We start from the raw sequence: 20388 nt of genomic DNA on the forward strand, positions 1-20388 counted from the left end.
GACCGGGCGGCAAAGGCGCCCGGAGCCGCCCGGACCGACCCGGACGGGGACAGCCCGCAGGGCGGACCCGGACCGCTGCGCGGCGCCGGCGCCGCGGGCCCGCCCTCGTCCACGACCACCACGCCCAAGCTGCGCAAGAGCAGCCGGGCGGACATCATCAACCGCGCGAAGAAGTGGGTGTCCGCGCAGGTCCCGTACAGCATGGGCAAGTACTGGTCGGACGGGTACCGGCAGGACTGCTCCGGCTTCGTGTCGATGGCCTGGAACCTGCCCGGCAACGAGTGGACGGGCAGCCTCGCCGCGTTCGGTAAGCGGATCGCGCGGGAGGAGCTCCAGCCCGGCGACATCCTGCTCTTCCACAACCCGGCCGACCCCTCGAAGGGCTCGCACGTCACGATCTTCGGCGGCTGGACCGACTACACGCACACCCACTACACGGCGTACGAGCAGACGAAGCCGCACACCCGCAAGAAGACGACGCCCATGGCGTACTGGACCAACTCCGGCAGCTACGTCGCGTACCGCTACAAGGCCCTCAGTGGCGGAAGCGGTGGCAGCGGTTCGTCGGTGACGAGGTTCCCGGGAACCGGGAAGTTCGGTCCCGGTGCCAGCAACGAGTACGTCACCGAGCTCGGCAGGATGCTCACGGACCGGGGCGGCAAGCGCTTCTACACGGTCGGCCCCGGGCCGGGCTGGGGCGAGGCCGACCGGCGCGCGACCCAGGCGTTCCAGAAGGCCCAGGGCTGGAAGGGCGAGGAGGCGGACGGCATCCCCGGCCCCGACACCTGGCGGCTGCTGGCCAACGGAACCGGCCGCGACATCCCCGGAAGCGGCGGCGGGAGCGGAGCGGGAGCCGGCCACGGCGACTCGAACCCGGATTCGAAGTTTCCCGGGCGGGGCCATTTCCGGCCCGGTCAGTCCAACAGCCATGTCGACCGGCTCGGCAAGCAGTTGGTGAAGAAGGGCTACGGCAAGTACTACACCTCGGGCCCCGGCCGCCGGTGGACCGAGGCGGACCGGCGCAATGTCGAGGCCTTCCAACGGGCTCAGGGCTGGCGGGGCGGAGCGGCCGACGGCTACCCCGGTCCGGAGACCTGGCGGCGACTCTTCGGGTGACACGACGGACATGACGGAGATGGGTATGCGATCCACGGTGTCGGACAGCTTCGGAATTCCGCAGGACGGAAGGCAACGGGAGGAGGAGCGGGAACCGGTCCGGGCGAGCGGCCCGGATCAGGTGGCGCCGCCCGAGCGGGAGGACGGCGGGCCGGACGGGCCCGCCGGGGCGACGGCTCCGGAGACCGGTGCGGGGCCGGGGGCCGGTGCGGACGCCGGGTCGGATTCCGTGGTCGACCTCGTGCTGGATCTGGTCCCGGGCGAGGACCTGGACTCCGCGATCGGCGCGACTTCGGCCTCGGTGTCGGCCTCGGCCTCGGCCTCGGTGTCGGTCCCGGCCGCGGCCACGGGCGCCGCACCGGCGCCGGCGTTGGGCGGCGCCCCCGCCCCGGTCGTGGCCGGGAACCGCACGGACCCGGGTCCCGGCACCGCGCCCCTGTTCCCGCCCCGGCACCGCGCGGCCCCCGAAACCGTCTTCGACTCCCTCCCCGTCGCCGGGGGCGACGGGGCCGAGCAGCGCCGGGACACGCTGTGGGGGACCGGGCGGCACCACGCGGTCATCGGCAACGAGCGGACCGCGACCATCCCCGTGCATCTGCTCTTCCGCGAGGACGCCGCGCGCGCCCACGCGGCCGCGCTCCCCACCGGTGTGACGCGACGGGGAGCCGGCGGCGAGCAGCCGCAGACGGGGGTGCGTCGGCCACCCGTGCCGAGGGGGCCGCAGGTTCGGCCCTCGACGCGGCCGGCGCCGGTCGGTGATCCACGGCTCACCGAGCGCCCGGGGCCCGCGCTCCCCGGCTGGCTGGCCCTGCTCACCGGGCTGGCCGGGGTCGCCGCCGGTGGCACCGTGCTCTGGTGGATCGGCGCGCTGCCCGCCACCGCGCTCGCCCGGTTCGGGATCGGCTCGCGTCCGTACGACGGGATCGGAATCGGCGCCTGGGCGGCGCTCGCGGCGCTGGTGTCGCTGGTGATCTTCGCGCTCGGCGGCCTGAGCCGCGGACGCGTGGGGTACGCCTGGGTGCTGACGCTGTTCGGCGAGTACCGGGGGAGTGTGCGGCGGACCGGGCTGATGTGGATCAGTCCCCTGCTGCTGCGCCGCCGGGTCGACGTACGCCTGCGGCACTGGCGCAGCGAACCGCTGCCCGCCGTGGACGCCAACGGTACGGCGCTGCGCGTCGTCGTCCTCGTGGTGTGGCGGATCAAGGACACCGTGCGGGCGGCGCTCGGGGTCGCCGACCACGAGGCGTATCTGCGCGAGCAGGTCGAGGCGGCGATGGCCCGGGTCCTCTCGCAGTTGCCCGCCGACGCCTTCCACGAGGACGCGCACACCCTGCGCAACGCCGAGGCGGTCGGCGACGCGCTGACCCGGATGCTGAAGGCGGACTGCGAGCCCGTCGGCATCGAGGTGTACTCGGCGCAGCCGACCGGAATCGAGTACGCGCCGGAGGTCGCCGCGTCGATGCAGCGCCGCCGGATCGCCGCGATCGACGCCAAGCACCGGGACAGCGTGCTGACTTCGGTGGTCGACGCGGTCGACGACACGGTCAACCGGCTGACCGCACGGGGCCTCGTGGAGCTGGACGACTACGAACGGAAGTCCCTGGTCAAGGATTTGACGGTGGCCTTCTACACCGGACGCAGTGGCGGGGAGGGTGCCTGAGGGGCCCGAGGGGCTGTGGGGTCGGCCAAGCGGAATCCAACTCCCATTGGTCTGGACATGTTCATGCCCCGTCAATAATCTAAGTCTTGGTCTAGACCGCAGGGCGCGCGCAGCACAGCTCATGGAACCTCCCCCACGTTCTTGAGGAGCGACAGCAATGCGTAAAAGGGCAAGCGCGGCCGTGGTCGGCCTGGCAATCGCGGGCGTCTCGATGTTCGCGACGAGCAGTGCCAGCAGCCACGGCTACACCGACAACCCCATCAGCCGTCAGAAGCTCTGTGCCAACGGCACGGTGACCGGCTGCGGCAACATCCAGTGGGAGCCGCAGAGCGTCGAGGGCCCGAAGGGCTTCCCGGCGGCAGGGCCGGCCGACGGCAAGATCTGCTCCGGCGGCCACGGCGAGTTCGCCCAGCTCGACGACCCGCGCGGCGGCAACTGGCCCGCCACCCAGGTCACCGCGGGCCAGGGCTTCAGCTTCCGCTGGCAGTTCACCGCGCGCCACGCCACGACTGACTTCCGCTACTACATCACCAAGGACGGCTGGGACCCCACCAAGCCGCTCACCAGGGCGGACCTGGAGTCGCAGCCCTTCATGACGGTGCCGTACGGCGGCAAGCAGCCCCCGGCGACCCTGACCCAGCAGGGCACCATCCCCACCCAGAAGAGCGGGAAGCACATCATCCTGAGCGTCTGGAACATCGCTGACACGGCGAACGCGTTCTACGCCTGCTCCGATGTTCAGTTCTGACGTGTAGTCAGTTACCGTGCGGCGCCATGAGGAGCGCAGGCACCGTAGCGGAGCTCGTACAGCGCCAATGGGGCGACCACCGGCCCGGACTGAGACACCAGGACACCGTCCTCACTCATCACCAGGTCGCCTCGGGCGCTGCCGCACGGGCCGCGCTCCTGGCGGATCTGCTGTCGGCGGGCGGCGAACCGCACCTCGGGGTGCTGCTGGACAACACTCCCGAATTTCCTCTCTGGTTGAGCGCGGCGGCCCTGGCCGGGGCCGCCGTGGCCGGCATCAACCCCACCCGGCGCGGCGCCGAACTGGCCCGCGACATCCTGCACACCGACTGCCGGGTCCTGGTCACCGAACGCGCCCACCTGCCGCTGCTCGACGGCCTGGACCTCCCGGGTGTGCGGATGCTGGTCACCGACACCGACGCGTACGCCGAGCTCCTCGCCCCGTACGCCGGAGCCGCGCCGGGCGACACGGCCCGGACGGACATCGGCCCCGGAACCCGGATGCTGCTCTACTTCACCTCCGGATCGACCGGCGCGCCCAAGGCCGCGATCTGCACCCAGGGACGGCTGGCGGCGGCCGGACAGTCGCTCGTCGACCACTTCGGCGTCCGGCGCGAGCACGTCCACTACATCTGCATGCCGATGTTCCACGGCAACGCCGTGATCGCCGACTGGGCACCCGCACTGGCCGGCGGGGCCGCCGTCGCGCTGCGCCGCCGCTTCTCGGCCTCCGGATTCCTCGACGACGTACGGGCGCACGGGGCGACGTACTTCACCTATGTCGGCCGCGCCGTGCAGTACCTGCTGGCCACCCCCGAGCGCCCGGACGACCGCGAGCACTCGCTGCGACTCGGCTTCGGCACCGAGGCCGGCGCGGTGGACGCGGCCCGGTTCCGGGAGCGGTTCGGGGTGCGGCTGGTCGAGGGCTACGGCTCCTCCGAGGGAGGTGCGGCGATCCAGCGGACTCCGGACACCCCGGAGCGGGCGATCGGGAAGGCGTCGGCCCGCGACGATCTCGCGGTCGTGGACCCGGACACCGGCGAGGAGCGGGCCACCGCCGTCTTCGACGGGGCGGGCCGGCTGGCCAATGGGGCCGAGGCGATCGGGGAGCTGGTCAACCGGGGGCGTACCCCCTTCGAGGGCTACTGGCGCAACGAGGAGGCGGACGCCGAGCGGGTGCGCGGCGGCTGGTACTGGACCGGGGACCTCTTCTTCCGCGACGCCGACGGCTTCCTCTACTTCGCGGGCCGTACCGACGACCGGCTGCGGGTGGACAGCGAGAACCTGGCCGCCGCGGTGATCGAGAACATCCTGGCCCGCTGGCAGGACGCGGCGGCCGTGGCGGTGTACGCGGTGCCGGACCCGGTCGCCGGGGACCGGGTGATGGCGGCGCTGGCCATGCGGGAGGGGGCCGTCTTCGACCCGTCGGCCTTCGCCGCGTTCCTCGCGGCGCAGCCGGACCTGGGTACGAAGATGGCCCCCGGCTTCGTACGGATCGTCCCGGCGATGCCGGTGACGGCGACGAACAAGGTGCACCGGGTGGCACTGCGCCGGGAGGCGTTCCGGTGCGGGGGACCCGTGTGGTGGCGGGGTCCGGGCGGCAGGTACGCCCCGTTCGGCGGCGCGGAACTGGCGGCCCTGCTGAGCGAGTACGAGGCGCACGGGCGGGCCGCGCCGGATCCGGTGGCGCGGCCCGAGCAGTACTAGGGTCTGTCCGGCCCTGGTCCGCCGGACAGACCCTGGGCCGCGCCCGCAGAGTCCCGCCTGCCCCGCGACGCCTGGTGCGACCTAGTTCGTCAGCGCCGGCTCCTTGGGCGCCGCAGCCGCCGTGGCGTCCGCTCCCGCGGCCCTCCGCAGCAGTGTCGCGGCCAGCACGGCCCCCGCCAGCAGCAGCGCCGCCCCCGCGACCGAGGCGTACTGCATGCTGTGCACGAAGGCCTCCCGGCCGACCGAGATCAGCGAACCGTCACCCGTGGCCACCGCACCGGCCAGCGTCTTGCGGGCGGCCTCCGGAGCGGAGTCCGGCATGTCCGCGGTGTAGATCGCGGTGGCCACCGCGCCCAGCAGGGCCATCCCCATCGCACCGCCGAACTCCTGGCCGGTCTCCAGCAGCGAGGCCGCCGAACTCGCCTTCGTCGGCGGGGCCGTGGACAGCGCCAGGTCCGACACGAGCGCCATCACGGTGACGATGCCGCAGCTCATCACGGCACAGCCGCCGAGCAGCAGCCACAGGGAGTCCGTACCGGTCAGGGCGAGGATGGCGAAACCGGCCGCGGCGATGACGAAACCGGCGCAGATGACCCGCGCCCGGTCGGTCCGCTGGGCGATCGCCGTGGCCGTCGGGGCCGCGGCGCCCACCGCCAGGGACGGCGCCAGGCTCCACAGTGCGGCCTCCATCGTGCTCATGCCGAGCACCGACTGCAGATATTGCGTGGTGAAGAACGAGGAACCCATCATGGCGAACGCGGCCAGCGCGTTCAGCCCGATCCCGGCCGCGAAGCCGCGGTGGCGGAACAGTTCCCGGCTGATCATCGCGTCACCGCGGCTTCGCTGGCGGCGGACGAAGAGCAGGCCGACGGCCAGCCCGGCGGCGATGATCAGCGCGTTCCGTACATCGAGCCCATGGGCGGCGCTCTCCTTGACGCCGTAGACGACCGGCAGCACGGACCCCATCGACAGCGGCACGCTCAGGAAGTCGAACCGTCCGGGGTCCGGGTCCTTGTACTCCGGGACCAGTACCGGCACCAGCACCAGCAGCAGCACCATCGCCGGCACGTTGATCAGAAAGACCGAGCCCCACCAGAAGTGCTCCAGCATGACCCCGCTGAGCACCGAGCCGAGCGCGATCCCGCCCGCCATGGCCCCCGACCAGATCCCCACGGCCCGGCCGCGCTGCCGCTCGTCGCGGAACATGTTCCGTACCAGCCCCATGGTCGACGGCATCAGCGTCGCCCCGCCGACCCCGAGCAGGGCGCGGGCCGCGATGAGCATCTCGGGGCTGTCGGCGTACGCGGCGGCGACGGACGCGGCACTGAACGCGAACGCGCCCAGGAGCAGCAGCTTGCGACGGCCGATCCGGTCGCCGAGCGAGCCCATCGTGATGAGCAGGCCGGCCAGGGCGAAGGCGTACACATCGAAGATCCAGAGCTGCTGGGTGGCGCTGGGGGCGAGGTCCCGGTCGATGGACGGGATCGCGAAGAAGAGGACGGAGATGTCCATCGAGACGAGAAGGAGGGGCAGCAGGAGGACCACGAAGGCGGTCCATTCCCGGCGACCGGCGAGGTCGCCGCGCTCGGCGGTGGTGCTCGTGGCGTTCGTCATGCCAGGAAATGTACGAGCGTTTAAAACGCTTGTCTAGTACGAGCGTGTAAAACGTTCGTACATCTCCATGGGCAGCAAAAAACGCACTGGGCGGTTCACGTGTGTACGTGAACCGCCCAGTGCGTTGTCCGTGCGCCGCCAGGGACTCGAACCCCGGACCCGCTGATTAAGAGTCAGCTGCTCTAACCAACTGAGCTAGCGGCGCCTGCTGACTCGAAAATAATACCTGCTCCCGAGGGGTGGTGGTGACACCCCTCGGGAGAGAGCGTGATCGGGCCCTGTTTCTAGAGCGCCAGCGACAGGAGCACGGGCGCCGCCCGCCGGTTCAGCGTGTCCGCCGCCGAGCGCAGCCGGTGCGCGTCCTCGATCGGCAGCGACAGTGCCAGGCAGCCCGCCGACGCCCCGGCCGTCAGCGGGACCGCCGCGCACACCGTGCCGACCGCGTACTCCTGGATGTCGAGCACCGGGACCGTGGCCGGCTGGCTGTCCAGCTTGGAGAAGAGCACCTTCTCGCTGGTGATCGTCCGTGACGTGAGCCGGGGCGTCCTGTGGCGCGAGATGTGGTCGCGGCGGCCGTTCTGGTCGAGCTGGGCCAGCAGGCACTTGCCGACCGCCGAGGCATGCGCGGCCGACCGGAAGTCCACCCACTCGTTGACCGCGGGGGTGAGCGGGCCGTCGGCGTACTGCGTGACCCGGATCTCGCCGTCGACGTACCGGCTGATGTAGACCGCCGCGCCGACCGAATCGCGCAGCTGCGCCAGCATCTGCTGGAGTCTGTTCTCCAGGGCCTGGCTGCGGGCCGGGCCGGAGCCGAGGAGCAGGAGCGAGGAGCCGATGACGTACGCGCCGTCGGTGATCTGCTCCACATAGCCCTCGCGGCGCAGCGTCAGCAGCAGTGGGGTGAGATGCCCGATGGGCAGTCCCGTCTCCCGGGAGATCTGGGTGTCCGTCACACCGTTGCCGTGCTTGGAGACCGTTTCGAGAACGCGAAGGGCGTACTGCACCGAATGGAACGGCGCGGTCGGTTCGGGCTTCAATGTCACGGTTTCCCCCTGCCAGGTTGTGACCGCAAGCTCTGTCCTCACGATAGCCGCCAGGTCTCTTTTCCGGGGCGGCTGTTGACGACTCGATGGATGCGCCCCGGCTCCGTGAGCTGGGGCGCATCCGTACGACATATGCCAACGGCACTGTCAGGTGACGAGTGGCGAGGTCACAGCACTGCGTCGAGGAACTCGCGCGTACGTTCGTGCTCCGGATCGGAGAAGATTTTTTCCGGCGATCCGGACTCGATGACCCGCCCCTCGTCGAACATGAGTACCTTTTCCGAGACGTCCCGGGCGAAGTTCATCTCGTGGGTCACGCAGAGCATGGTGATGTCGGTGTTCCTGGCGATGTCGCCCAGCAGGTCCAGCACACCCGCCACCAGCTCCGGGTCGAGCGCCGACGTCACCTCGTCCAGCAGCAGGATCTCCGGCCGCATCGCCAGCGCGCGGGCGATCGCCACCCGCTGCTGCTGGCCGCCGGAGAGCTGGGACGGGTGCGCGTCGATCTTCCCGGAGAGTCCCACCAGGTCGAGCAGCTCCCGGGCCCGGCTCTCCGCTTCGTCGCGGTCCATGCCCAGCACATTGACCGGGGCCTCGGTGATGTTCTGCAGCACCTTCATGTTCGGGAAGAGGTTGAACTGCTGGAAGACCATGCCGATCTTCTTCCGGGCCTCGCGCAGGTGCTTCTCGCTCGCCGGCTTCAGTGATCCGTCGGGCGCGGTGACATGGGACAGCGGGTTGCCGTCCACCCAAATCACGCCGTCGCTGACCTTCTCCAGCGTCATCAGCAGCCGCAGGATGGTGGTCTTGCCCGAGCCGCTGGGGCCGATCAGGGTGACGTGCTCGCCGCGCCGCACCGAGAAGTTCAGCCGGTCCAGGACGACATGGTCGCCGTACCGCTTCACGACGTCGTCGAAACGGACCAGCGGATGGCCGGTCCCCGGCGCCGCTTCGGGCGCCGCGGCCGGCACGGCGTCCCGGGGGGCCGCGGCCGCCGTCTTGCGCAGGGGGAGTGGTTCAGTGGCCAAGGCGCTTCTCCAGCTTTCTCATCAGCAGCGAGGTGGGGTAGCTCGCGACCAGGAAGACCAGGCCGGCGAGCGTGAATGCCTCGGTGTACGCGAAGTGGTCGGCTCCGTACTTACGGGCCTCGAAGACCATTTCCTGCACCGTGATCACGGCGAGGAACGGGGTCTCCTTGAACATCGAGATCGCGTAGTTGCCGAGGGCGGGCAGCACACTGCGCACCGCCTGCGGCAGGATCACGGCCTGCCAGGTCCGCCGCGGGGTGAACGAGAGCGCCCGGCAGGCCTCCCACTGGCCCTTCGGTACGCCGTCGATCCCGGCGCGGTACACCTCGGAGGTGTACGTGGCGTAGTGGACGCCCAGCACCACGATGCCGATCGTCAGCGGTTCCACCGAGGTGAACAGGGCGGCGGCGCCGACCAGTTGGACGAGCAGCGGGGTGGACCGGATGAACTCCATCAAGGCCCGTACCGGCACCGTCACGAACCTGCTCGGGGCCCGTCCGGCGACCGCGATGGCCAGGCCCAGGACGGCGGCGACCAGCGTGCCGAGGACGGTCGCCAGCAGCGTGACCTCGAAACCTTTGAGCAGCAGGGGCAGGGCGTCCCCGGCGGCGTTCCAGTCGAAACCGTTCACCGGGCACCTCCCGCCGTCGAGGCGACGGCCTCGGTGGCGCTGCGGCTGCGCAGCAGCGAGCCCGCGCCGGTGTGCAGCCCGAGCCGCCGCTTGGCGCCCCGCTCCAGCAGATTCATCAGCAGGGTCAGCGCGTAGGCCAGCACGAAGTAGACGACCAGCAGGGTCAGATACGCGGTGACCGTCTCACCGGTACGGTCGCGCAGCTGCTGGACCACGGTCATCAGGTCGGCTGCGGAGATCAGCCACAGCAGCGGGGTGCACTTCAGCAGCTGGATCAGCAGATTGGTGAAGGACGGGATCATCTGCACCCAGGCCTGCGGAAGGATCACCTTCCGCATCCGGTGCAGCGGCGACATGTTCAGCGCGACGGCGGCCTCGTACTGGCCGCGCGGCACGGAGCCGATCGCCCCGCGCACCACCTCGGCGCCGTACGCGCCGTAGTTGAGACCGAAGGCGACGACACCGCAGAACAGCGGGTCCAGTTCGTACCCCGTCAGTGTCGGCATCGCGTAGTAGAGCCAGAACAGCTGGATGTAGAGCGAGGTGCCGCGGAAGAACTCCACGACCACGCGTGACACACCGCGCAGCACCAGCAGCCGGCTGACCGACATCAGGCCGAGGACGAACGACAGGAGCAGGGCTGCCAGCGCGCCCAGGACGGTGGCTTCCAGGGTCACCCACAACCCGGAGCGCAACTGCGGCAGATCATCGAGGAAGGCGGAGAAGAAATCACTCATGCGGCGCGGTCCGTCCCCGTCAGCCCTTGCACAGATCGGCCGTCTTCAAAGTGGCCGGCGGGAGCTCGGTGGCCCCGAAGCCGTAATCCTGGAGCAGGCCCACGTAGCGAGACTTGTCCGCGACGATCTTCTTCAGCTCGCGGTTGAAGGAGTCCCGCAGATCCTCGTTGCCCTTGCGGAAGACGGCGCCACCGGGGCTGTACTGCTTCTTGCCGTCGAGCTCCGGCAGGAAGGCCTCGGTGACCTCGGTGCCGGGGTTCGTCTTCGCCAGCCAGCGCAGCGAGATCCCGGTGAGCAGGAACGCGTCGATCCGGCCGCCCCTGAGCGCGTCGGCGCCGTCCTGCGGCTTCTGCAGTGTCTTGATCCGGCCCTCGGGGATGCCGGCCCCCTCGGCGTACTTGGCCTCGACGGCGCCCGACATCACCCCGACGGTGATCCCGGCGGCCTTCGCGGACGCCAGATCGGTGATCTTCTTCGGGTTGCCCTTCTTCACCATCATCGCGGTGGGCGAGATGAACTCGGGTTCGGAGAAGAGGGCGTTGGCGCAGCGCTCGGGGGTGATCGCCATGCCGGCGCTGACCACGTCGTACTTGCCTGCCTGGAGTCCGGGGATCAGACCGTCCCATTCGGAGAGCGTGGGCTTCAGCTCGTCGACGCCGAGCGCCTTGAAGATCTCCCGGTGCAGGGTGGGCGCCTCGCCCTTGAGCTGCTTGCCCTCCAGATAGCCGTACGGGGCCTCATTGGCGTACGCGACCCGGACGAACCCCTGCTTACGGAGCTTTTCGAGCGCCCCCGCACCGTCCGCGGAACCGGCGTCGGTCTTGCTGCACGCGGAGAGCAGACCGGGAACGACGAGCAGGCCACCCACGGCCGCCGATCGGTTCAGAAAGCCCCGGCGGGACAGGTTCGGGAAGTCAGCCATGGTTCGCAATCTCCTGGAGGGGTCGAACAGTCCGGACAGGGTGAGCGCCTGCCCGATCCCGTACGTCTATGCAGGAAGAGGCCGCATGTGACCGAACGGTGATCGGACGGTGACCTTCCCGTGTCCCGTGCGGGCCTGGGGAGCCGGCCGGTGCGCGGCGCGTATTGCCCGCCGCGGAACGGCCCATGACGGTTGGTCAGTTGCGTGGGTCCGTGGCGGTGGGCCGGGTGCCCGGCGGGCCGGACCCGCCCCGCTCACTCGCCCGGCTCCCGCACGGGGACGTAACCGCGTTGCTTGTCCACCACGTTCGGCAGGGGCTCCCCGGCCGCCCAGAGCTCGTACATCGCCACGAACTGCTCGCTCAGCCGGTCCCGCCAGCCCGCCGTGTCACCGCTCATGTGCGGCGACACGATCAGATCCGGTACGTCCCAGAGCGGGCTCTGCGGCCCCAGGGGCTCCTGCTCGAACACGTCGAGCGCCGCGCCCGCGATCCAGCGCCTGCGCAGCGCCTCGGCCAGGTCCTCCTCGACGACCAGCGGTCCGCGCCCCACATTGATGAAGCGGGCCGACGGCTGCATCAGCCCGAAGAACCGGGCGTCGAACATGGCGCGGGTCGACCCGGTCAGCGGGGCCGCGCAGATCACCCAGTCGGCCAGGGCGGTCAGCCGGTCCAGATCCTCGGTGCCGTGGATGGTGCGCCGCGCCCTGCGCCCCACGAGCGCCACCTGGACCCCCAGCGCGATCAGCAGCCTGGTGATCTCCCGCCCGATCGGGCCCGCGCCGACGACCACCGCGCGGCTGCCCGCGAGCCGGGTGGTCTCGCGGTGGCGCCACTGCCGTCGCCGCTGGAGCTCCAGCGTGCCGGGGAGGTCCTTCGCGAACGCCAGCACCAGGCCGGTCACATACTCGGCGACGGGCCGCTCGAAGATGCCCCGGGCGTTGGTCAGCACCGTGTCGGAGGCCGTCAGTTCCGGGCAGAGCAGCCGGTCCACGCCCGTGCTCGCGGTGTGCACCCAGGCCGGGCGCGGTCCGTCGCCGGGCCAGGCGGCCCGTACCGCGTCGGAGGCGAAGTCCCACACCAGCAGCACATCGGCCGTCGGCAGCCGCGCGGCGAGCCCGGCCTCGTCCGTGTACCGGATCCGGGCCCGGCCGGTCAGCCGGCCGAGCCGCGGCGACGGGTCGGTGTCCAGGACGAGCAGGGTGGGCTCTGACATGAGAGGCGGTCGCTCCGCTGCGTCTGGGAGGGGCGGATTGACCACGCTCGCACCCGCCCCGGCACCCGTCAACAGGTCACGGCAGAGGTCACGACATATGGAGGAATACTTGGAGGGAACGGGGTGAATGGTCACGGGCGGACTCCCCGCTCCTGAGCGGAACAGGGCCGGGCGGGAACAGGCAGGCCGGACAGGAACAGACAGGCCGGACAGGAACAGAAGGTCGGACAGGAACAGGAAGGGTGGACATGACGACCATCGGATTTCTCTACCCGGGCCACTTCGCGGAGGACGACTTCCCGCGGATGGAGATCCTGCTCGACGCCGTCAGGCTGGTGGTGAACCGCACCGACGTCGACGAGGACGCCTACAGGATCGACGCCCTGATGCGGACCGGCGCGCCCGAGCGGCTGGCCGCCGGGGTGGAGGAGTTGCAGCGCGCCGGGGTCGAGTCCGTCGTGTGGGCGAGCGGCGGCGGCAGCTTCCTGTACGGCTGGGAGGGCGCCCATGAACAGACCGCCGCCCTGGCCCGAGCGGCCGGCGTGCCCGCCTCCAGCACCTCGTTCGGCTTCGCCCACGCGGTACGGGAGCTGGGCGCCGACCGGGTCGCCGTCGCCTCCACCTACCCCGAGCGCATCACCGGCCTGTTCGCCGACTTCCTGCACGCCGCGAGCATCGGCGTGGCCGTCACCCACGCCGCCCCGCTCGGCTCGGCCGCCGAGGCCGCCGGCTGGGACCTGGACCGGGTGAAGGAACTCGCCGTCGCCGCCGACCGGCCGGAGGCCGATGTGGTCCTGCTGCCCGACACCGCGCTGCACACCGCCGGGCACGAGGCCGAACTGGAGGAACTCCTCGGCAAGCCGGTCCTCACCGGGAACCAGGTCACGGTCCGGGAGGGGCTGCGCCTGGCAGGGCGCCGCGCATGGTCCCCGCGGCTGGGCAGGATCTTCGCGGCCCGGGAGGCGCCGCCGGCTCCGGTGGCCGTCTGGGGCGAGGGCCGGGAGCGCGCGCACAGCGGGAGGCGGGCCCTGCCCGGAGATGTGCGGGAATAACCGGAGACAACCTCCTGTTATCCACTTCCGGACATACGAGCCGGACGCAGGCGCATCACCGGAGAGGCCAGGACGTGGAAGAGACTCAAGGCGACGGGATCCGTGGCAAGGCGGAGGGAACGGCCCCCGTTCCGCTCTCCGTACTGGACCTGGTGACCGTGGGGCAGGGCCGTACCGCCACCCAGGCGCTGCGTACCGGCGTGGACATCGCACAGCTCGCCGAGCGCCGTGGATTCCACCGCTACTGGGTCGCCGAACACCACTCCATGCCCGGCGTCGCCTCCTCCTCGCCCGCCGTGATCCTGGCCCACCTCGCCGCACACACCGAGCGCATCAGGCTCGGCTCCGGCGGAGTGATGCTGCCCAACCACGCACCGCTCGTCATCGCGGAACAGTTCGGCACCCTGGAGGCCATGGCCCCCGGCCGCATCGACCTCGGCCTCGGCCGCGCCCCCGGCACCGACGGCGCGACGGCGGCCGCCCTGCGCCGCACCGACCGGCTGAACGAAGGCGCCGAAGACTTCCCGCAGCAGCTCGCCGAGCTGACCCGGTTCCTGGACGACGACTTCCCCGACGGCCACCCCTACGCCCGTGTCCACGCGGTGCCCGGCCCGGTCCAGGCCACGGCTGACGGCGGCGTCCAGTCGCCGGCCCGCCCGCCGGTCTGGCTGCTCGGCTCCTCCGGCTTCAGCGCCCGGCTGGCCGGTGTGCTCGGACTGCCCTTCGCCTTCGCCCACCACTTCTCGGCGCAGAACACGATTCCGGCGCTCGACCTGTACCGGGAGTCGTTCCGGCCGTCCGCGGTGCTCGACGCCCCGTACGCCCTGATCGGTGTCTCGGCGCTGGCCGCCGACGACGAACGCGAGGCCCGCCGCCAGGTGCTCTCCGGCGCCCTGTCCATGGTCCGGCTGCGCACCGGCCGCCCCGGCCTGGTCCCGACGCCCGAGGAGGCGGAGGCGTACGCCTTCAGCCCGATGGAGCGCGAGTTCGTCGACAGCTGGCTCGCCAACATCGTCCACGGCACGGCGGACCAGGTCCGTACCGGCCTCGACGACCTGGCCAAGCGCACCGGCGCCGACGAGCTGATGATCACCGCCAACGCCCACGGCGGCGAGGCGCGGCTGCGCAGCTACGAGCTGATCGCGGACGCGTACGGCCTGCCCACGGCCTGACCCGGCCCCGCCGCGCGGTGGCTCAGCCCTGCATCGGGCGGGTGCCGATCAGCTCGGCGATCCGCTCCGGGGCCACCGCGCGCGAGTACAGCCAGCCCTGCCCGGTGTCGCAGCCGATCCTGCGCAGCCGTTCCGCCTGGCCGGCCGTCTCCACGCACTCCGCGGTGACGGTCAGGCCCAGCCGGTGCGCCAGCTGCACCATCGCCTCGACGATCGTCTCGTCGGCCGGGCTCGGGTGGGCGCCGTCGTCGTAGCGGAAGCCGCGTACGAACGAGCCGTCCAGCTTCAGCACCGAGACCGGCAGCCGGCTCAGATAGGCGAGGTTGGAGTAGCCGGTACCGAAGTCGTCGATGGCGATCCGCACGCCCATCTCGCTGAGCGACTGGAGGGCCTGGATCGGGCGCCCGGCCGAGCCCATCACCGCGGACTCGGTCAGCTCCAGCTGGAGCAGCGAGGGGTCCAGGCCGGTCTCGGCGAGGATCTCCGCGACATCGGTGACCAGGTCGGAGTCCCAGACCTGGCGTACGGCGACATTGACGCTGATGAACAGCGGCGGATCGGTGGGGTGCTCCAGCTGCCAGCGCCGGGCCTGGCGGCAGGCGGACTGCAGCACCCACCGGCCGAGCTGGACGATCGAGCCGTCCTCCTCGGCGATCGCGACGAACCGATTCGGCGAGAGCATGCCGAACTGCGGGTGGTTCCAGCGGACCAGGGCCTCCACCCCGCGTACGATTCCGTCGGCCATGCCGACCAGCGGCTGGTACTCGATGGTGAACTCGCCGCGCTCCACGGCGGGCCGCAGATTGGACGAGAGCGTCTGCCGGGTCATCCGGTGGGCGTTGCGCTCCGGGTCGAAGAGCGTCCAGCGGGCCTTGCCGTCCGCCTTCGCCCAGTACAGCGTGGTGTCGGCGGCCTGCATCAGACCGGTGGCGGAGGTGCCGTTCACGGACCGTTCCACCACCCCGATCGAGGCGGACACGGAGAGGCGCTGCCCGGCCAGGTCGAAGGGCTGCTGGAGTGCGGCGAGGACCGCGCGGGCCAGATCGGTGAGCTGCTGCGTGCCGGCGGAGTCCTCGACCAGGATCGCGAACTCGTCGCCACCCAGGCGCGCCACGAGATGGGCGCCGGAGCGGTGCGGGCCGTCCTGGGCCGCGCAGTCGGTGAGCCGTGCGGCGACGGCGGCGAGCAGCCGGTCGCCGATCCGGTGGCCCATCGAGTCGTTGACGGCCTTGAAGCCGTCCAGATCCAGGTAGCAGAGTCCGACCCGGCCGGGGCCGGAGGAGCTGTCGTCGTACGGCGGGGTCTCCAGGACGGCCGAGAGCCGCTCGAAGAACAGCGTCCGGTTGGGCAGCCGGGTCACCGGGTCGTGCATCTGGAGATGGCGCAGCCGCTTCTGCAGCTCGCGCCGGTCGCTGATGTCCGAGACGGAGAGCAGCACCCGGCCGGGCCCGGAGCCGTCGCCCGCACCGGCCTCCTCGGGCATCGGTACGACGGTGACCTCGGCCCACAGCGCGCGTCCGTCGGGGTGCTTGAGGCGGTGGGTGCAGCGGAACCGTGAGCGCCGCCCGTGCAGCACCTCGCGGTACGCGTGCCAGGTGCGGCCGTCCGCCGCGAGGTCGAGCAGATCGGCCGCGGACTGGTTGGTCAGCGTCGCGGCGGAGAGGCCGAGGAGGCCGCCGAGGGCTTCGTTCGCGGTGACGACCAGGCCCTCGTGATCGACGACGGCCATGGGGAGCGTGGCGGCCCGGAACGCGGCCCGGTAGCCGTGCGGCTGGGAGTCCTCGGCGCCGACAGGAGGCCACGGAGCGTGACGTTCCGTGGTCGGCGGACCTGCGGAATGCCGGGGTGTGCCGGCCGCCGGCCTGCGCCCTTCGGGGGTTCCGCTCACCGTTCGCTCCCGCCGTGCAGTTCTGTCCTGAACAGGTGTGGCCGGACTGGCCCGCCGCGTGGAGCGCCTGGGTCGGAGGCGGAATCCACGCGGGAAAGCCTGGTGAAGCATAGAGGCTGGCGCGTCGGCCGTTCCAGCGTCCGAACCTTCCACGCCCGGCGTTCGCCCCGCATGGGCCATTCACGCGAGGTTCCGATTTACCTGAAATCGATCGTTTCCGAGCGGTTGCGTTCCCCTGTGATGCCTCGTTGATCGATTGTGACTGTCTGTGAGGGCGAGGACCCCGGTCGGCCGCTGACTCGACTGGGGCAGCACAACAGGACGAAAGCCTCGAACCATCACAGGGTGGGTGGGTGACCGCAGCTCGCACCCGGAGGTAGATGTGCCGCGTCAGCGCAGAACCGGGGGAGTGGAGAGGCCGAGTCTGCGCGGTGTGGCCGCCGCCGCGACCTCTCTTCTGGCGCTCGCTGCCACCTCCCTCGTCGCCGGGCCCGCCGTGGCCGCCACCGGCGAGGCGGGACCCTGCGCGCTGCCCCGGACCGAGGCGCACCACTCCCTCGGCCTGAGCGACTGGAACGGCGCCTACCCCCGCCCCGACCACCCCCTCGACGCGGTCATGATCTTCCTCTCCTTCCCGGACCACCGCCCCGCCGCCACCCCCGGCCGGCTCGTCGCGGACTACTTCCCCGCCACCAGCCAGTTCTTCCGGCGCGCCTCGTACGGGAAGTTCGCCCTGCGCCCGCACCCGATGCGGCAGTGGATCCAGATGCCCAAGACGTCCGACCGGTACGGCATACGGCGGGACTGGGACAACCAAGGGCGCAGCGCCTATCTGCGCGACGCCGTCGCCACGGCCGATCCGGAGGTCGACTTCTCCCGGTACGACATCGTCTATCTGGTCGCCGACCCGGACGCCCCCGGTGTCGACTCCGACGCCACCAAGGTCGTCAACTTCGACCAGCCGCTGCACGCCGACGGCACGGACATCCGCCGCGTCGTCACCGTCTTCGAGCAGCACCCGCCGGACCGCAATGTGCTGGCCCACGAGACCGGGCACGTCTTCGACCTGCCGGACCTCTACCACCGGCCGTCCGACGGCAAGGGGGACTGGGACACCTACGTCGGCGACTGGGACGTGATGGGCAGCCAGTTCGGACTCGCGCCGGACTTCTTCGGCTGGCACAAGTGGAAGCTGGGCTGGCTGGACCGCAGGCAGGTGGTCTGCGTCCAGAGCAGCCGGGACATCACCCTGGAGCCGATGGCCGCCGTGCCCGTGCCCGGTGCCTCCATCGGCACCCGGCTCGCGGTGATCAGGACCGGCGAGGGCAGCGCCGTGGCCATCGAGGCCCGCAGCGCCACCGGCAACGACAGCGCGACCTGCACCGAAGGCGTCCTGCTCTACCGGGTGCGCAACGCAACCCCGTCCGGCGGCGGCCCGGTCGAGGTCATCGACACCCATCCCCGCACCGACGCCTGCTGGGACCGCTCGGTCTACGCGCCGCTCGCGGACGCCCCGCTGCGGGTCGGTGAGACGTACAGCATCCCCGGCGGGCACACGAAGGTCGAGGTCGCCGACCGGACGCCGTCGGGTGCCTGGACGGTCCGGATCACCACCGGGGTGTAGGAGAGGCCGGCCGCCGCGCACACGAAGAAGCCCCCTCGCTCTCACGAGGGGGCTTCTTCCGTCTGTGCGCCGCCAGGGACTCGAACCCCGGACCCGCTGATTAAGAGTCAGCTGCTCTAACCAACTGAGCTAGCGGCGCCTGCTGACGTCGTAGACATTAGCATCCGGATCGGCGGGAGGAAAAATCGAATTCCGGACCGCCGACGAGGGCGCCGACCTGGTCACCCGCACGCAGGCCCAGAGCAGTACGTCGGGGCCCGGCAGCCAGGGGCTGCGGGTGTCGGGGGCGACCACCCAGCGGGGGCCCGGGGTGGTGGAGGTGCAGGTCAGGGGCGGGACGGTCACCGCGTCCCCGGCGCCGTGGCAGAGCAGCGGCGGGACCTTGCCGCCGTCGTCGTCCCGACCCAGCGGGCCCGTGGCGGCCCGCGGTTCGGATCCGCCGCCCCACTCCTCCCAGTCGAGCAGCGAGGGAAGCCGCTGGGCGGTGCCGGGCGAGGCGAACAGCAGCATCCGTCCGCGGTGCGTGGCCACCGGCCCGGAGCCGGGACCGTCCGACCACAGGTGCTCCAGCATCCGGCGCCCGAAGAGGGTGGGCACGTTCACCACGTCGAAGGCCGAGCCGCACGGCAGTACCCCGGGCGAGGAGGGATGGGCCTCCCACTGGGCCAGCGTGCTGCGGGGATACGCGGCGGCGCCGGCCAGCCAGGCGGCACCGGCCGCCGTGACATGCGCCGTCTGGTTCGCGGCCTGGTTCCGCAGAACGGCGAAGACATCGGCGCCGCGGTGCGGGGCGTCGCCGTGGTACAGGGTCGAATTGTCTGGCAGCCATGCGGTCATACGGGCATGTCTACCGGGAGTGATCAAGCGGATTCCGAGAGTTTCCGGAAACCGGGACAGGGCGGGGTGAGGAGGAGTATCTTGCGCTCGGGCATATGCCAGTGGTGCTACCCGGAGTGCGGGACCGGCCCTCAGGGAGCGGCACCGCCCAGCAGGCTCCGGCCGAACTCGACCATCTTCTTGGCGTAGTCCTCGGTCCACTCCGCACGCTGCGCGATGTCCGCGGTCGTGAGCCGGTCGAACCGGCGCGGATCGGCGAGCTGGGCGGCGGCGATCGCCTGGAACTCGACCGCGCGATCGGCCGCGACACGGAACGCCACGGACAGTTCGGTGGCGCGGGACAGCAACTCCTTCGGGTCGTCCATCGACTCCAGGTCGAAGAAGTGCTCGGGATCGGCGACCGCCGCCGACGGCTCGAAGAGCAGGGGCGCGGGGCGCAGCCGCTGCTGCTCGTTCCGCTCGGGTTGTGCCATGTGGTGTTGCCTCCTTGGGTCGGCCCGCCGGCCACCCTCCATTGTCCAACGTCCCGCAAGAGGGCCCCCGGCACGGCCGCGACCGGTCGCCGTCATCCCTCCCACCGCACCCGGTGCTCCGCCAGATGTGCCAGCACCGCGTGGTTCGCCTCCCAGCCGTCCGGGAACTTGACCGTGACGCCCAGCTGCACCGGTTCCGTGGACGGGTGCTCGTCCAGCAGCTCGGTGACGCCCGCCCGGCACACCACGACGCAGGCGTGCCGATGGCGCGAGGCCAGCACGCAGAGCCGGCCCGTCTCCAGGTGGAAGGCGGTGGCGTCCGGGCGGCCGGACAGCGGGTGCAGGACCACCGTCACATCGAACTCGCGGCCCTGGAGCCGGTTCGCCGTGTCCACCGCGACGCCCGCCACCCCCAGCTCCGCGAGCGCCGCCCGTACCGCCGCGGCCTGGTCGCGGTGGGCGGTGCCGACCGCGACCCGGTCCGCCGTCACCGGCACCGGGTCCGGCGAGCGCTCGCTGGTCGCCGCGCCGCCCCGGTCCAGCAGCCGGCGGACGACCAGGGCCACCGCGCGCACCGCCTCCGGGTCGGTGCGCGGGGTGTGCCGGGCCGGGAGCTCCAGCAGGCCCCAGCCGGAATCCGCGGCCTCGTCCAGCACCCGATCCGGGGCCGAGCCGTCGGACGCCACACCGAAGGACAGCCGCCGGTCGCCGTGGTCCGTACCGCTGCGGAACGGGGTGTACGGGTAGAACGCGTCCGAGACCAGTGGCGCTGCGGACGCGGGCAGCCGCCACGACACCGGCAGCCGGTGCTGCGGCAGCCCGGGATTGTGCGCGAGCAGCGTGGAGACCGCGCTCGCGGACGGGTCGTACGAGAGCCCCGCCCACTGGTCCGCGCCGACGATCGAGAACGGGTCCAACTGGCC

General features: G+C 71.5%; 18 protein-coding genes and 2 tRNA genes. 7 read left to right on the plus strand and 13 right to left on the minus strand.

The features are described from left to right. The 4 genes from ABZY11_RS32660 to ABZY11_RS32675 all read left to right on the plus strand — a co-directional run. The coding region (locus ABZY11_RS32660; RefSeq protein WP_356482616.1) for a peptidoglycan-binding protein at nt 1-1116 on the plus strand (1116 nt) is incomplete at its 5' end. A 25-nt stretch (nt 1117-1141) separates the two neighbouring features. Further along, entirely contained in the window at nt 1142-2776 is a 1635-nt protein-coding gene (locus ABZY11_RS32665; protein WP_356482617.1) for an SPFH domain-containing protein, read from the plus strand. 157 nt (nt 2777-2933) lie between these two features. Next, nucleotides 2934-3524, plus strand: a complete 591-nt coding sequence (locus tag ABZY11_RS32670) for a lytic polysaccharide monooxygenase auxiliary activity family 9 protein (protein WP_356482618.1) — start codon at nt 2934-2936, stop codon at nt 3522-3524. A 26-nt stretch (nt 3525-3550) separates the two neighbouring features. After that, nucleotides 3551-5230 carry an AMP-binding protein gene (locus ABZY11_RS32675; RefSeq protein ID WP_356482619.1) on the plus strand — a complete coding sequence of 560 codons (1680 nt, stop codon included), beginning with the start codon at nt 3551-3553 and terminating at the stop codon, nt 5228-5230. Between the two features lie 81 nt (nt 5231-5311). Here the strand turns inward: ABZY11_RS32675 and ABZY11_RS32680 are convergent, their stop codons facing one another. The 8 genes from ABZY11_RS32680 to ABZY11_RS32715 form a co-directional block, all read right to left on the minus strand. Beyond that, entirely contained in the window at nt 5312-6844 is a 1533-nt protein-coding gene (locus ABZY11_RS32680) for an MFS transporter (RefSeq protein ID WP_356482620.1), read from the minus strand. Nucleotides 6845-6975: 131 nt separating this feature from the next. Continuing rightward, nucleotides 6976-7049, minus strand: a tRNA-Lys gene (locus ABZY11_RS32685). Between the two features lie 79 nt (nt 7050-7128). After that, nucleotides 7129-7887 carry an IclR family transcriptional regulator C-terminal domain-containing protein gene (locus ABZY11_RS32690; protein WP_356482621.1) on the minus strand — a complete coding sequence of 253 codons (759 nt, stop codon included), beginning with the start codon at nt 7885-7887 and terminating at the stop codon, nt 7129-7131. A 167-nt stretch (nt 7888-8054) separates the two neighbouring features. Beyond that, entirely contained in the window at nt 8055-8915 is an 861-nt protein-coding gene (ehuA, locus tag ABZY11_RS32695) for an ectoine/hydroxyectoine ABC transporter ATP-binding protein EhuA (protein WP_356482622.1), read from the minus strand. Beyond that, on the minus strand, nt 8905-9546 hold the full coding sequence (gene ehuD / locus ABZY11_RS32700) for an ectoine/hydroxyectoine ABC transporter permease subunit EhuD (RefSeq protein ID WP_356482623.1): 642 nt from the start codon (nt 9544-9546) through the stop codon (nt 8905-8907). Before ehuD ends, ehuA begins: the two co-directional genes overlap by 11 nt. Next, entirely contained in the window at nt 9543-10283 is a 741-nt protein-coding gene (gene ehuC / locus ABZY11_RS32705; protein ID WP_356482624.1) for an ectoine/hydroxyectoine ABC transporter permease subunit EhuC, read from the minus strand. The genes ehuD and ehuC overlap by 4 nt, the downstream gene beginning before the upstream one ends. A 19-nt stretch (nt 10284-10302) precedes the next feature. Next, nucleotides 10303-11205, minus strand: a complete 903-nt coding sequence (ehuB, locus tag ABZY11_RS32710; RefSeq protein ID WP_356482625.1) for an ectoine/hydroxyectoine ABC transporter substrate-binding protein EhuB — start codon at nt 11203-11205, stop codon at nt 10303-10305. A gap of 254 nt (nt 11206-11459) precedes the next feature. After that, nucleotides 11460-12419 carry a D-2-hydroxyacid dehydrogenase gene (locus tag ABZY11_RS32715; protein WP_356482626.1) on the minus strand — a complete coding sequence of 320 codons (960 nt, stop codon included), beginning with the start codon at nt 12417-12419 and terminating at the stop codon, nt 11460-11462. 248 nt (nt 12420-12667) lie between these two features. Between ABZY11_RS32715 and ABZY11_RS32720 the strand changes: the two genes are divergently transcribed. Next, complete coding sequence (locus ABZY11_RS32720) at nt 12668-13471, plus strand: decarboxylase (protein ID WP_356482627.1); 804 nt, start codon at nt 12668-12670, stop codon at nt 13469-13471. Nucleotides 13472-13545: 74 nt separating this feature from the next. Beyond that, nucleotides 13546-14643 (plus strand): LLM class flavin-dependent oxidoreductase, encoded by a 1098-nt coding sequence (locus ABZY11_RS32725; protein WP_356482628.1) that lies wholly within the window; start codon nt 13546-13548, stop codon nt 14641-14643. 22 nt (nt 14644-14665) lie between these two features. On the opposite strand, the gene ABZY11_RS32730 is transcribed toward ABZY11_RS32725, so the two are convergent. Beyond that, nucleotides 14666-16531 (minus strand): EAL domain-containing protein, encoded by a 1866-nt coding sequence (locus tag ABZY11_RS32730; RefSeq protein WP_356482629.1) that lies wholly within the window; start codon nt 16529-16531, stop codon nt 14666-14668. 409 nt (nt 16532-16940) lie between these two features. On the opposite strand from ABZY11_RS32730, the gene ABZY11_RS32735 reads away from it, so the two are divergent. Next, entirely contained in the window at nt 16941-18155 is a 1215-nt protein-coding gene (locus ABZY11_RS32735) for a M6 family metalloprotease domain-containing protein (protein ID WP_356482630.1), read from the plus strand. A 65-nt stretch (nt 18156-18220) separates the two neighbouring features. Here the strand turns inward: ABZY11_RS32735 and ABZY11_RS32740 are convergent. From ABZY11_RS32740 to ABZY11_RS32755, 4 genes are all read right to left on the minus strand, one after another. Further along, a tRNA-Lys gene (locus tag ABZY11_RS32740) sits at nt 18221-18294 on the minus strand. Next, a complete protein-coding gene (locus tag ABZY11_RS32745) occupies nt 18285-18992 on the minus strand; it encodes a hypothetical protein (protein WP_356482631.1) in 708 nt (235 codons plus the stop codon). Before ABZY11_RS32745 ends, ABZY11_RS32740 begins: the two co-directional genes overlap by 10 nt. Nucleotides 18993-19123: 131 nt before the next feature. Next, nucleotides 19124-19465 carry a hypothetical protein gene (locus ABZY11_RS32750; RefSeq protein WP_356482632.1) on the minus strand — a complete coding sequence of 114 codons (342 nt, stop codon included), beginning with the start codon at nt 19463-19465 and terminating at the stop codon, nt 19124-19126. A 92-nt stretch (nt 19466-19557) separates the two neighbouring features. After that, nucleotides 19558-20388: AAA domain-containing protein (locus ABZY11_RS32755; RefSeq protein ID WP_356482633.1), on the minus strand; the 831-nt coding region annotated here is incomplete at its 5' end.

The organism is Streptomyces sp. NPDC006510 (assembly GCF_040611955.1).
Classification (GTDB): domain Bacteria; phylum Actinomycetota; class Actinomycetes; order Streptomycetales; family Streptomycetaceae; genus Streptomyces.